The sequence below is a fragment of the Litorilinea aerophila genome (genome assembly GCF_006569185.2).
Classification (GTDB): Bacteria; Chloroflexota; Anaerolineae; order Caldilineales; family Caldilineaceae; genus Litorilinea; species Litorilinea aerophila.
The window spans coordinates 57147-71558 of sequence record NZ_VIGC02000017.1 but is presented as its reverse complement, the minus strand read 5'-3'; the positions used below and the strand labels follow the sequence as shown (position 1 = coordinate 71558).

Genomic DNA, 14412 nt, shown 5'->3' with positions numbered 1-14412 from the left:
CTGTACCATACTACAGGGTCAAGACTTGAAATGGGGAAAAGGCGGGCGCAGCAAGCAGCGCCCCTACAGCGGCGTCCGATGGGCGAATCCCGATGATCTTGAACTATACCCAATGGGGACAATGGAGACATGTCGCCAGGCCGTGGGGGCGTGGCTCCGGCCACGCTGGAGGCAGCGCCGGCAAAGGGCGATAGGGGGGTGAGAGGCTGATGGCGGGGAGGAATTTTCGCGGCCTGTCCATCTTGGGGACCGGTGCCGGTGGGATGGGTCCCCAAGATGGCGACAGGCACGTCGGCCAGAAGGCCATGTTCCTCAGCGCATTTCAGAGCATTCCGAAAACTTCTCTACCGGACACCAAATACCTCCGGGTGCTTGCGGATTTCGGCCTGTAAGTCGTCATCATAACGGATGACAATGACTTTGTAGCCTCGTGCCTCTAACTCCCGGTGCAAAGTTTCATCCACGGTGCGCTGAGATGGCGTGTCATGCACGCTGCCATTGAGAAAGACGCACACATTGGGTTCGTAGAAGAAGTCCACGTTGCAGCGTGGATCTTCGATTCCGCGCTGGGCGTCATCCGGCAGGCGATAGCCGCCGCGTTCGAGGGCGTCCAGGAAATCCAGTTCCAGTCGGGATTGCGGGTCGGTCAGGGAGCGCAACCACTGGAGATGCTCGCGGCGGCTGCGTCCGGCTATCCCCGGTTCTACAACGCTTTCCGTCAAGGCAAGTAACAATTCCCGAACGCTGCGGCGGTTGAGCCAGGGGGCATCAGTTTGGTTGCGGTAGCTGAGGAGACATTCATAACAGGCGGCCACACAATCGGGGTTCTTATCCTGACCAGTATGGTCGAAGTGTAAACGATCCAGCGCTTCACCTGCGATCTGGGCCAGGGAGCTTGGCTCGTCCACCAGGCGACGCAGCACACCGCTCCCACCTTCGGATGTCTCGTAGAAAAGGATGGCCTGGTGTTCGCCTTCCCCGATGATCTCGGCGGCCAGTTCGCTCTCATCGAGCTGGAAGGCGGCTTCCAGGCCGCGCTGCAAGGCATGGAGCAGGGTGGTTACACGGGGACGTTCGGCGAACATCTCCGGGTCCACAGGACGGAGGAGCAACAGGTTGCGTGTGTTACGCACGAACAGGCGTACATGGTCCAGATTGCGCGGTTGTTTGGCTTTGTGGGCTTCCTCCGGCGAGCGCAGCCATTCGCCGTTATCTACATCGACGGTGAAGCCGGGGATGTTCGATCCCCGGGGGCCGTGGTTGATGCGCAACAGCGTGGCTGCCGGGGCATAGACCAGCCGAAACACAGGCTCGTCCTGGACGAGGACATCAGCCTCCTGAACGCGTGGCTGACCATTTTCGCGTAGTGCGAAGCGATAGGCGGTCTCGATCTCGTAGCCACGACGACGACGTTCCTCCTCGTTGGATGTAATGCTGCTGCGGCGCCGGGTGCGCACGTCCGGCATCTCCAACAACCGGAAGAGCGGGGTGTGGCTGGCATCCATCTGGGTGCCGCAGCCGGGGCACAGGTCCGCGCCCAGCTCGCTGAAGGTGCCACAGACCCGGCAGATCCGCCGTTCCACGACTCGCTCCTGCAAACCTCCCGGCGGTGTCTGAAAACCGACGACCTCCCATTGGGCTCCTTCGTGGTAGATGAAGTTGCCGGGGGCGAATTCGCGGATGGCCAGGAAGCGCGGCCGCGGGATGTATTCGCCTTGCGCGCCCCGGGGCACCCAGGCGCGGATGGGCAGCGCCGGGAAGTTGTAGCCGGGCAGGAAGCCTTCGCTGGCCAGGTAGCGATAGGGGTAGAAGTCGCTCTCTTCCCGGCCGACGTCTATCTGGAGCAGCAGGCTGCGCTGGCGCAGGGCTTCCTGCTGCAGCCGCTGTGCTGCCTGCAGATCTGCACCCTTGCGCGCGTTCATCATTTGGTGCTGTGCCTGCTGGAGTTGCAGGGTGGCAGTGCGGAAAAGTTCTCGCCAGCGGTCGAAGGCCCGATCGAACTGCTCTGCGGCTTCGTCCAGACAGCGGCGGATCCAGACGCGATTCAGTTCTGGCACAGCCCGCAAGGCTGGCCAATCGGCGTGCAACATCTGCGCTACCCGTTCGGCCAGGCGGTCCAGCCGTGCCGGCTTCAGCCGGATCTCGGTGGCCACCGTGGGATGCAAGGCCAGATTCTCCAGGTCAGCCGTGTCGATGACTTCCTCAATCGATTGTCTGAGTGGTAGACCGACCTCGGCCAGCCACATGGCGTGGATGTGGGCCTGGAGCAGGGCCTCGTTGGCCAGTTCCAGTTGAGGTGGCCGCACGCTCCCGGCCACCATCTCCTCCCGGTGGCGGAAGAAGTACTGGTCGTGGGTGTTGAACGCGCCACAGTAGGTCAAGATCAGCCCGGCCTGGCCCTGACGGCCGGCTCGGCCGCTGCGCTGGGCGTAGTTGGCCGGGGTCGGTGGTACATTGCGCATGTGCACCACGTCCAGATCAGCGATGTCGATGCCCAGTTCCATGGTCGGCGAACAGACCAGGTAAGGCAAACGTCGCCCCAGTTCGGCCTCTTTGGCGGTATCTTCCTCTGCCCAGCGGAAGCGGCGCTCGCGGCGCTCGCGCTCGCCCGCGGCCACCACCTGGGCGGTGTGCTCTCTGGCTTCCATGGCAGCCAGGTTGGCGGCCGCTGTCCGATAGAAGCGTCGGAAGAACTCGTTGCTGCGCCGTTCCACCATCACATAGGCCTGATCTTCGACGCGGCGGGCAAAGAATTCATCCCGGCGTGGCTGCCCGGTGCCGGCCTTCCAGATGAGGCTGCTGGTGTTGACCTGATATCGCTGTTCTTCTCCTTTCACGGTGCGTTCAAGCAGACCGTGGCCGACCAGCAGGTCGAGCAGATGGGGCAGGAAGGCCTGGTATTCGTCTGAGGTGATACCGAGCCGGCGGCGCAAGTAGCGAGCAACCGCGCTGCGGGGTCCCAGGCTGAAGCCGGTCCAGCGGCCGGCCGTCGCGTTGAGTGCAAACCAGGTAGCCGATTCCAGGCTACGGTCGTCGGGATCAGGCCCCCAGAACTCGTTGAGATGCTGTTCACAGCGGCGGCGCATCTCATCCTGGCGTTCCCGCTGCAGGACACGCGCATTGATCGCCAGTTTGCGGCGGAAGTAGTCCAGAATGGTCCGCAGGATCTCTTCCCGTTCAGCGGGGGATAGGCCCATCCAGGCCGGTGAAAAATTCCAGGAATTTTCGTCAGCAGCCAGCGCGTTCAGGCCGCGATAGGTAATTTCCAGCAGCCCCAGTTCTTCCAGATTGGGCTGTACCACTCGCCAGCCGCGTTTGAGGTCGGCGAAGAGCAGATAATCCACCCATTCGGTGAAAACCCGCCACACCTGATTGGCAGCCTCTGTATCGTCTCTCAAACCGCTGTTGCGGGCAATGTCGGGCAATCTCAGCGCGCTGTAGGCCACGGTTTGCGGGGCAACTTCGGCCGCGTCCAGCACCTCTCGGGCCTGCAGGGCGGCCATCAGCGCAGCGCGCAGCACGGCGCGGTGGACAAAGTCATTGAAGTGACCGGCCTGCAGCGCGGCGTCCTGGCGGTTGTCGGTAAACGAGAGCAATTTATCGCGCACTTCCGCCATGGAAGCCGCGTGCCGCAGGACGGAGACGGCCAGCACGGTGGTGGCGCTGGAACGGGCCTCGCTGGACAGCGTGGCCAGTTTGCGGAATTCATTTTCCCGCGCGGTGTAGTATTCGCCACAGTTTTGGCAGATGGAAAAGGGCTCGGGCTGAAACCAGACCCGGATGGCGCCAGTATCGGGTCGTGTGCCGGCTTCGCCGTTGGGGCGCACCCAGTACGGTTGGGGTACCCGATTGCGGTAGGTGCTGGAAATGCGACCGCGGGCATCGCGCCAGTCGTCTGGCAGCAGGTCTTCCGTCCAGTCGTCGGCCGGGGCGAGCATCAGGTAACCGGCCTGGCTCTCCTCCTCGTTCCCGGCTTCACCGTAGCCGAGCGGGTGGGGCGCGAAGCCGCGTTCGCCCTTGCGGACGTGATAATATTCCTGGCCACAATGCCGACAGAACCTGAGGGGGTAATAGAGGCGATCATCCGCGCCATAGTACTGTCCTTCCATGGAGAGGTCGCGCACATCGGGCGGCTCCAGCGTGGCAAACAGCGCCCGTCCCTGGGAGATGAACTGGTGGAGCTTGATGGCAAAGGCGCGGCCGCCGTCTTCCCCTTGCAATTGGCCGCCGATCTTCAGCCAGCGGGTCAAGGCATCTGCGCAAGACCTGGCATCTACCCCGGTCAACGCTGCCAACTCCTCTGCCGCGCTGGGAATGCTGCGAGGTACCCGGCGGCGGTACCCGCCTTCTGCATCGGTTTCCAGGCCGAAGGCATGCTCGATCCAGCGTGAGAGCGGATGGGCGCGGAATGCCGCCGGTGCGGGTGCCAGGGTGGGGTCTGCGTTGATGTTGTGCAGGGCGTCGCGCAGCTCCTCGGGGGTGGGCAAGCCGCCACGGGTGTACGGTTCCAGGGTTTCCTCGATGACGTCATCCGCCTGGAAGGGGTGCCCGAAGAGGCGGCCGGCAAAATCGGCCACGGTGGCCCGCCGTTGGGCCGGCGTGGACTGTTTCCCCGCCACCATGGTGGCCGAGGTGCCGATGTGGATCAGGTCCGGGGCGGCGGCGCGTTCCTTGAGACGGCGGATGAGCATGGCCACGTCCGCGCCCTGCCGCCCGCTGTAGGTGTGCAATTCGTCGAAGACCAGGAAGCGCAGCTCGCCCCCGGCGGCCTTCAGGAAGCGCTGATCTTCGGGGCGGACCAACATCAGTTCGGCCATCATGTAGTTGGTCAGGATGATATGCGGCGGGTGCTGGCGGATGGCCTGGCGCTCTTCGTCCCGGGTTTCGCCGGTGTAGCGGGCAAAGGTGACCGGGAAAGGGTGCCCCATGCGCCTTTCGTAGCTCTGCTTGAGGGTCTCCAGGGCCTGGAGCTGGGAATTGACCAGGGCGTTCATCGGGTAGATGATGAGGGCCACGGTTCGATCGCGTAGGTCGCCCTGCCGCAACACGTAGTCCACGATGGGCAGGAAGTAGGTCAGGCTCTTGCCGGAGCCGGTGCCGCTGGTGACCACGTAACTGCGCCCGGCCCGGGCCTTTTCGATGGCCTGCACCTGATGTCTGTAGAGGTGATAGGGCGCGGCCTGAGGTGTGCGGAAGATCTGGGCCGTTTTCGGGTGCAGCACGCCCCGGTCCGCCAGATCGTCCACATTGGCCTCGCGGACGTAGTCCGGGCTGACCTGCAGCAAAAAGTCGGGCCAGAGGTGCGCCTGGTCTTGCAGGGCCGCATCCACGAAATCGCGGATGCGCGGGTCGGCGATGTGGATGAAGGAGCGCACGAAGTCTTTGTAGTCGTCCAGAACGGCTGCGTGCAGATCGAAGATGGTCATCAAATAGCTCCTCGTGTATGCAGAAAGTCAAAGACGGCCTGCGCTTTTGCAGCTCAGTTGCGCGATCAGTCATCCGTGGCGGTAGCCGCCAGCCGCTCCCACGCCTCCAGCACCAGCTTTCGTGTCTTGTACTCCCGCAGTTCCTTCTCCTTCAGCACGGGGAGAAGCCCACAAGAGGAGTGAGGCCGTTTCTGTGTTCACCTTACTCCCTCCCGGTGCATGCGAGCATCCAAGTCTTCACACTTACTCTCCTGCTCATACGAGTGAGCGATTTCGTCGATGGCTGCCGCTAAGTTCGGGTGTGATGTTCTTAAAGCATTTGCGTAGGCTCGATACTTGGCCGCGAGCTCGCGCTCTTGAGTGCCGCCTTCGTCGAGAGTGCGTATCGTTACGCCACGTTTGTTGAGCGTCCCTATAACGAAGCCTCGGCGCATGTCTTCGAAGTCAGGGCGGTCCAGAATCTTCCTTGTGGGTTCAAAAGGCCAGATCCCATCCTGCCCAACTGGGGAATGCGCCAGAATTTGGCCAAGTGTCTGGTCGCATACTTCTAGCCGATCTTTCTCGCGGCAGAGCCTTCTTACCTCGTTGATGAAATCAAAGAACGCCTCTTCATCAACCGTCCCATCAGGTTGAGTGCCTGGAAGGATACGACAATTATGCAAAACTATCCCAGCAATTTTTGCGGCAGATTGTCTCATCTCGCTCAGCGGTTCCTCGCGCTCTCTGTGTTTGGGTTTGTAGAGCATGCAAATCAGTTCACACAACAGGGCTGGATCTGACATGAGTGTAGCGTAAAGTGTTTTCGCTTGTTGCTCGCCCTCGGAACCGAGTAGTGGGATTGCCTGGAACTCGAGTAAAACTAAGCGATTTTTCTCAATAACACCAGATGTTTCGAGGCGTTCAATAGCCTGGCCGATGTCCCATGAATTAAGACGAGGCTCATTCATCTCTTTGCCATGAAGTATTTGCTCAAGAACATCGGCAATTAGGTAAGGGTCAACTTTGTCCAAGACAAGGCGGCATACCTGAAGTGCTGTCCGTGGCCGTTCCACTTCGAGAAGGCGGCGTAGCGGGAACTCAGGATCTTCCTCCTCTCCACGTAACCAGAATACCGGGACCTGGCTCCAATAAGCCTTTTCTACCTCACTTCCGCAAGAAGCGGCGATATCCCATGTGGCTTTCTCCGGACTTGCTAATGTCAGGAAGCGCGCTGTCTTTTCAGGAGGCCAGTGCTGGTTGTCTGCTTCTTGTAAAACGATTTGAATCAGTTCAATGGCCTGAGTCTGCGGCAAACTTTGTAGCAATCCACGGATGGTGACTCTCTGCGGATCGCGGTCTGTAAGGTCGGAACTTCTATTGAGAATCCATTCGGCCAGCGTGTTTATTGCCAGACCAAGCTTAGCCAATGCAATGCCAACCCATGGTTCACCCGGACATGTTGCAACGAGTTTTTCAATACCAACCATTTCCAGCTCGCGATAGATTTGTTGCAGCGCCTGAACGCGCTCAGTCTCCAATTGTTGAATCATTGCTGTGTAATCATCACGTACGCGGGCCGGTAGATCTGGATGGCTTTCGGCAAATAGCCAGCGATGGCGTATGATAGGGTCCCGTGGAGCGAGCCTCTCGTACAACTCTTCGAAAGGCTTGAGCTTCGCATTTAGGACTGGTTCAGAAGTTCTGTCGTAGTTGCGGTGCCAGTGAATGGTTTTTCGCAAGGCGGCCCTCACCACCTCTCTTGCCTCGTCATCCTCAGAATTGGCAAATTCCGCTGCGAGGCCAAGTACACTATTGAGGCGGTCTTCATTGAACACACTCGCCTTCTCAATGAGACGCGCCACGCGATTGGGATGGCCCTTTGCAAGCAAGAGCATCCGGTCCGCTGCAGCATGAACCATCTTGAAAACTTCTTCCCGGGGTACTCCCCGGCCAACACCTGTATCGTAGTCTCGCCACTTAGGTCGTGCTGCGGGGATCGCTACGTCATGGTCGATCTGTGTCAGTTTATCCAGCAACTCAAAGGCTATGTCGGGTTCCTTCTCGACGAGTACATCGAGAATTTTAATGCGTTCGTCGAGAGATGCTGCCGTCTGAGGAAACCATGACCGGAAGATACCGATAAGTGAATTTAGAGGTGTGTTTGCCCAATTCCCCTTTATCTCAATGTGAGCAAGTTGAGCGAGAATCAACATTACACGCGTCAGAAACTGAGGAGTCCAGGCAAGAGTTTCGAGTGCCCAAAGCAATGTTGAATGCCAGCATCGTCCAAATAAAGCAGAATCGCTTGTTTCTCGAAGCAGGTAGGTTACAGGCTGATCCGGCTTGTTTAGGCTATGTTCTACGGCACGCAAGAAAGTTTCCGGCGCCGCTTCAGCCAAAGGATGCAAAAAGGGGGAGAGCGAGAGCCATCGAACCTTATCTGCGTCGTAGAGAAGATTGTACACAAGTCTGGCAACACGTCCTTCGATGTCGAGAGCCTGCAGCGATGGCAGAATGGGGCCTCTGACCGCCAGTTTGATCAGCGTGTCACAGAGGGCGTCAATCAGGATGTCAGATTGAGGCCGCACTTTGCCGTAAACTTGAGCAGCGTAGCGCTCTTCTTCCGGCAAGTCCAGCACTGGATCTGGCGCGGTAAGCACATCGTAAGCGATCTTGAAGAACCGGTCCAGTTCGTCGCTAGTGATACGTTCACCAAAGAGGTGGAGAAGTTCGATCGGAGCCTTGGCTTTCCACACTGTACCAATTTGAAGAACAGGAGGGTCGTCCACTTGTGCAAGATATCGGAGCTCTCTCTCGACATCCTCATAAAGGCGGCCTGCCAACCTGCTCACAATTGCCCGGTCTTCGGTATTATCGCCTTTCCACGCTCCCAGAAGGCAAATGGTAGTTAGAGCTGCCGCCTGGGGCCTCTCAAGCCATTTGGGTCTCCGGATAGCCGGATTTGTTGTGCGATGGCGTCGAAAGACTGACCAAGACCTGCCTGTGCTTACTGTGAGCCGTTCAGCCTCCGCTTTATCCAATCCGAGTTCTACCAGCGCTTTCTCAAACTCCGAACGACGTGGGCGTTCAAGCACAAGATCCGTGTCAGGCCGATTCGCTGCACTCCCACCATAGTGTTGCATCATATCGCCCGATGCGTAAGGGATCACCACAACTAAACCTCGTCGAATGATAGGTCTTGCTGCGACTTCTGGCCGTGCTGCCACAGCAACTTTAAGAGCGTGATTCGCGTCAACAAATCGCCAGCCGTCAGGCTCGGTAACTACGAGACCACTCGATGCCCAATCTTCATCAGAAAGAATGGCTGCACAGACAAATGCTGCAGCTTCTTCTACACTATCGGCACGAACCGTCAATGGTGCAGTTTTTCCTTTCTCAAAATGTTCTCGCAGTTCATGGATGAGTTGTTCACGAGTGTTCTCTCGATCGGCGAAAAGTGCCTCAGGAGAAATCGGCGGGTCGGATTGCTGGGACCAAGTGCGCCAGTGCCGCTCCAGACTTTCTACGCCTGGCCCTGTCATTCTAAGCGTTTCCGCAAACCACAACGCCACAGCCGGAGCCTGTTCGAGCCACTGCTCCAGGTCGTCGGCGTCATAAGCGCGAACCTCTTTCCACTCACCCGCCTCGCGTTTCTCTTGACGCCACCTGTTCTTGGTCGTCCATCGGCGCGCGGTAACGAACACGAGTGTTGCGTTGGAGCGCTCAGGCCCTGGAGTGCCCCTTGTCCTCTTCTCGTAATCCCTGTTAGCTTTCCGAGTTGGTTGCGCCTCGCAGCTCAGCTCCCAAAAGGATTTTCCTTGCGGAACCCAGGGGCTTTGGCCGTCACTCTCCACTTCGCCATCCCAGCCGGGCTGCCCAACGGAATCCCCCGCAGGAAAGTCAATGTATACGAGACGCCCACTGGTTGCCTGGATGAGTTTTCGCACCAGAACTGGCAGGCTTCCTTGGGCTTCTCTGGTCTCGGCCCATTGCTGAATCTGTGTTGCAGTTACGGGCATCGCGAGCCTCCTTGCGATAATCTCTCCCATGCCTCCAGCACCAGCCGCCGGGTATGGTATTCGCCGTAGGCGCGGAGTTCTTTGTCTTTGAGGACGCGGAAGGTCTCGCCGGGGAAGTCGCTGGCCGCCACCCGCGCTTCATACCCGGCCGGGTCGAGCGGGTCGGCGACTTCTTCCCACGGGTCGAGGATGTCTTCCAGTTCCTTTTCGGTTAGGTCGGCCGGGTCGAGGATGTAGCGCAGCTGCTTGCGCGTCAGGCCGTAGAGGCGGGCGTAGTAGGCGTCCAGTTCGGCCTGCAGCCGGGCGCGGCGGCTTTCATCCCACTTGAAGGGCGGGAGTTTGAGAGGTTGAGAGGTCGAGAGCGGGAGACTCGTGCTCTCGTACTCTCGTGCTCTCGTGCTCTCGTGCTCTCCCGCTCTCTTGCTCTCATGCGCTTCCACCTGCTGCAAGATCGCGGCCCGCAGGTCGTCGTCGGCGTCGCGCCAGACGTCGTCGGCGAAGGGCTTGAGGTCCCAGGCGGTGTAAGTCAGTTCGAGCACGCGCGGGACGATGAAGCGCAGGTCGGCGGCGGTGTAGGCGGAGGGTGGGAGGACGGGGAATTGCTTCATGTAGAAGTGCGAAATATCTGTCCCGCCCACTTTATTCCGAGCAACAAAATCTAGTACGAGCGCATTTAAGTTCGCCAAAAGTAATGGGACATAGCAAGGGTCCAGGTCTGGAAACAGCAAAGGAGCCTTGTCGCCGACACCTACTAAATTCAGTGTATTCGCGATCACTGTTCGTTCATCAGTTGCACGTGCTGTCTTGCGGAACCCCAGCAGCCAGCCGCGCTTCCAATCGCCCAGGCGGGCCTGCACTTCGGCGGCATCCACCCAGTACCAGGGCTGGACGACGAAGTCCGGGTCGGCATGTTCGCGCTCGCCGGGGGTCGGCAGGTGCGTGCTGGAGCGCGAGGTGACGCCTTCGTAGGTGCCGTAGCGGTGGTCGTAGTGCCAGATCATCTTGGCTTCGTAAAGCGGCAGGTAGTAGAGAGCGGGAGAGGGGGAGAGCGAGAGTGCGGGAGACTCGTGCTCTCGTGCTCTCAGGCTCTCGTGATCTCCCGTTCTTACAAAGACGTTCCCCACCAGTCGGTAGCCCTGGGCTTCCAGTTCGGCCCGCGTGCGGAAGAGGTGCGAGTCGGAAGACATGTTGAACAGCCCCTGTCTGAACTTAATGCTCCAGGGGTTCTCGCCCGTCCGCTCGTTGATCAGCACCGGCACGCGCCGGTAGATGGCGCGGGTCAGTTCGGCATCTTGCCGGGTGCGGAAGACCGGCAGGGTGCGCGTGTTGGGGTTGATGCGGGCGATGTCTTCGGCGGTCAGGCTGAAGACGCGGCGCGGGTCGCGCAGGTGGGCGGTGTTGGTGGCGAAAAACGAGAAGGTGAGAGGTTGAGAGGTCGAGAGCGGGAGAGCGGGAGACTCATGCTCTCGTGTTCTCGTGCTCTCGTGCTCTCCAGAAAGCGTGAGCAGGCTGAATTTGTAACTGCGGTGCACGCCGGGGAAGATGGCTTCGCGGTTCTCGAAGTCAAACAGGCTGGCCAGCTGCCCCTTTTCCACCAGGTCGGCGAAGAAGTACTGGTTGGTGGCGTCGGTGGCGATGCCGGTGGGCACGATGATCCCGGCCCGGCCCTGCGGAGCCAGCAAAGCACGGGCGCGCTCGGCGAAGACCGAGTAGGTGTTGATACGGCCGCGGCCGGTGAAGGGATACTGCCCGGAGCCACGCAAAAAGCGGCTGACGCTCTCGGCGGCCTGCAGGGCCTGCTGATACGCCGCCCAGAGGGCCGGGTCCGTCTGCGGCAGCTTCTGGATCAGGCGTTTGCGGGCGGCGGCGTTGGGCGCGCTGGCGATGCGGGCGTCGCGCGGAGCGAAGAATTCCTGTTCTTCCAGTTGAATTTGCTCCCAGGGCGGGTTGCCGAGGACGACATCGAAACCTGGCGAGCGGGAGAGCGGGAGAGCCGGAGAGGATGAGCGGTGGAGAGGGTGAGACTCATGATCTCCCGCTCTCCCGCTCTCGTGCTCTGCGAAGATCTCTGGGAATTCTAGCGGCCAGTGGAAGAAGCGATGCTCGGCGGCCAGAGCCTGCGCCAGGCCGACGGTCTGCGGCGGGAGGCCGCCCTGCCCGGACAACGCACGGCGGACGGCGTCGGTGGTGATGGGAGCGGTTGAGGGCGGGAGAGCGTGAGAGCGGGAGTAGGGTTGGAAGAAGGCCGCGGTCCACAGGTCGCAGGCCAGTTTCTGGCGCTCCCAGTCCGGGTCGGCAAAGCGGGCTTCGTAAAGGGCGCGTTTGCGGCGCACGGCTTCGGGCGAGTCGTCGGCGATGGCATCCAGTTCGGCGGCGCGCTGCGCCAGGCCCTCCAGGTTAAGGTCCAGGTTCCAACCAAAGAGGCCCAGCTGGCCTTCGCGCTCCTGTTTGTTCTGCTTCTTCAGGGACGCGGCAATTTTGCGGTCGTCGTCGCTGACCGGCTGGAAGGCGTCATCGGGGAGGCCATCTTTGAGGGCTTCCAGGTCAAAGACGCCGACCAGCGAGTCGCCGCACTTGATGCGGTGGTCGAGGAAGGTGAGCGGCTTGCCCGCGGCGTGGCTTTCCAGCCAGAGGGCCACGCGGCAAAGTTCCACCGCCAGCGGGTTGCGGTCCACACCGTAGATGCAGTGGGCGATCACGTCGCGGGTGGCCTCGCGCACGCGCTCCGGCGCGGGTTGCTCTTCGCCGCTGCGGATGCGGGCCAGTTCCAGCCCCAGGCGGCGGGCGGCGGCCAGTAAAAAGTGGCCGGAGCCGCAGGCCGGGTCGCAGACTTTGATGGAGAGCAGCGCTCTTTCGAGAGCTTGAGAACGGGAGAGGTTGGGAGGTTGAGAGCGTGAGAGGTTGAGATCGTAAGACTCCCGTTCTCCCGCTCTCAATCGCTCAGCAATCACCGGCTCCAGCGCGCTGCGCACCAGTTCGGCCACCAGTTGTGGCGGGGTGTAGTAGGAGCCTGTGGACTTGCGCTCCGAGCCGGGGGCCAGTTCAAAGCGCGGACGGCCGGCGGCGTCGAAGGTCACCGCCGGGTGGTAATCGAGCAAACTCTCGTAGACCGAGCCCAGTTCTTCGGTATCCAGGGCGGCGTAATTGACCCGCCGCGGGGGTGCGCTGCGGTCTTCCTGGTACCAGGTCAAATGCCAGAGGGCGGCCAGCAGGTCGCGGTTGGCGAGGACGGCGTTGTCCAGCAGGTTAAGTTCGGCGAAGAGTTCGCCGTTGAGCGGCGGCACGTCCAACAGGGCGGCCATTTCCTCGTCGCACAAAATTTCCCAGAGGGCGCGCAGGCTGTGCCACAGATCCACGTCGTCGGTCCAGGCCGCGCGCTGTTCGGTCAGGCGGCGCAGGCGGCTGATCCCGTAATGCTCGCGGTAGAGCGGGTTCCCGCCCATCAGGCCGCGCTCTTCGGAGACCAGCAGGAAGAGCAGGCGGTAGATCAGGCGCAGGAGCTGCTGGTAGAGCGGGAGGCTCGTGCTCTCCTGCTCTCTTGTTCTCATGCTCTCCCGCAGGGACTCATTCGCCGGGTGTGTGAGGAAGCCGTTGGCCAGGATCTGGATGGCCTGCTCCACGCCGTCGCGCAGGTGCTCGCGCACGCGGCCGCCCTGTTCGATGGCCTGCTGGTAATAGGTTTCCAGCAGGCAGTCTTCGGGGGCCGCGCCGTCGGCCGGCAGGCGGGTGCGGTGCAACAGACGGTAGAGCAGGGCAAAGTCGGCGAAGCGGTCTTCTTCGATGATGGCCTGCAGGTCAAACTCGATGTAGGCCTGGCGGCGGACGTAGGTCGAATCGCGCAGCAGGCGCAGGATCAGGCCGTTGGTCACCAGCCCCCAGAGGGCGTCGTCGGTGCGGTTGAGGTATTCCTGCACCAGGGCGTGGGGCGAGAGGCGCGGGCGGCCGGAGGGCGCTACGCGGCCGAGTTCCTGCCGGGCGCTGACGATGTGCACCGGGATGAGAGGGTGAGAGGGTGAGAGCGTGAGAGGATGAGAGCGTGAGAGGGTGAGAGCGTGAGAGCGTGAGACTCGGTCTCTCGTGCTCTCATGCTCTCGTGCTCTCCCGTTCTCCGATTTCTCCGATTTCTCCGATTCAACGATGTGCGAGATGGCAAACGTCGCCCCATCCACCTCCAGGGCGCGCGGACGGTATTGCAAGCTATAGCCCAGCAGGCGCAGCAGGGGGATGACCCAGAACTCACGCGTCTCGGAGGTGCCGGTTTCGTTTTCGGGCAGGCGCTCCAGCCGGTTCTGGAAGACCCCCCACTGGGCGCGGGCGTCGTTGAAGGCCGCGGCGATCTCCTCAGTCAGGGATCGGTTGGCCGGCAGGCCGAAGTCGGCCGGCTTCTGGCCAGGCAGATCGCCGTGGGCCAGGGCCTCGAGGACGTCGGGGCCGAGCAGGCCGCCTTCGATGCGAAGAGCGGGAGAGGAGGAGAGCTTGAGAGTGGGCGAGGAGGAGAGATTGATAGCGCGAGAAGTCATGGCGTCCATTTTTCGATGTGCTTGCTCATGCTGACGAGCATGGAAAGAATTTCATTGTAAACGGTGTCCAGCTCCGCCGCCACCGGGTCGCTGAGGTAGCCGCAGCGGCGGGCAATTTCGATATGCGTTTGCATCTCGGCGGCTTCCCCTTCGGCTTCGCTCAGTTTGTTGATGAAAGCCGCGCGATAGCGGCGTCGGCGCCAGCCTTCGGCGATCTGGGCGGCCACCGAACGTGAGGCGCGGCGCATCTGGTCGGTCAGCGAGTAGCGCTCTTCGAGCGGAAAAGCACGCGTGACTTCGAAGACCTGCATGGCGGCATCCATCGCCTTCTGCCAGACCACCAATTCCCGATGATCCCGAATCTTCGCCATCAGCCCTCCTCCCCCTCTCCCCCTCTCATACTCTCCTGCTCTCCCGCTCCCATACTCTCCTGCTCTCCTGCTCTCCCGCTCTCCCCCTCTCCCCCTC

At 61.1% G+C, this 14412-nt stretch carries 4 protein-coding genes; all 4 read right to left on the bottom strand.

Features of this window, described 5'->3' with window-relative positions; all coding sequences use genetic code 11:
* Positions 1-344: 344 nt before the first annotated feature.
* The 4 genes from FKZ61_RS13890 to FKZ61_RS13875 all read right to left on the bottom strand — a co-directional run bounded on the left by FKZ61_RS13890 (position 345) and on the right by FKZ61_RS13875 (position 14315).
* Positions 345-5426, bottom strand: coding sequence for a DEAD/DEAH box helicase (locus tag FKZ61_RS13890; RefSeq protein ID WP_141610729.1), 5082 nt, complete (start codon positions 5424-5426; stop codon positions 345-347).
* Positions 5427-5623: 197 nt separating this feature from the next.
* Entirely contained in the window at positions 5624-9424 is a 3801-nt protein-coding gene (locus FKZ61_RS13885; RefSeq protein ID WP_141610728.1) for a hypothetical protein, read from the bottom strand.
* Positions 9415-13944 carry a DNA methyltransferase gene (locus FKZ61_RS13880; protein WP_141610772.1) on the bottom strand — a complete coding sequence of 1510 codons (4530 nt, stop codon included), beginning with the start codon at positions 13942-13944 and terminating at the stop codon, positions 9415-9417. Before FKZ61_RS13880 ends, FKZ61_RS13885 begins: the two co-directional genes overlap by 10 nt.
* On the bottom strand, positions 13941-14315 hold the full coding sequence (locus tag FKZ61_RS13875) for a four helix bundle protein (RefSeq protein WP_141610771.1): 375 nt from the start codon (positions 14313-14315) through the stop codon (positions 13941-13943). Before FKZ61_RS13875 ends, FKZ61_RS13880 begins: the two co-directional genes overlap by 4 nt.
* Positions 14316-14412: the final 97 nt, after the last annotated feature.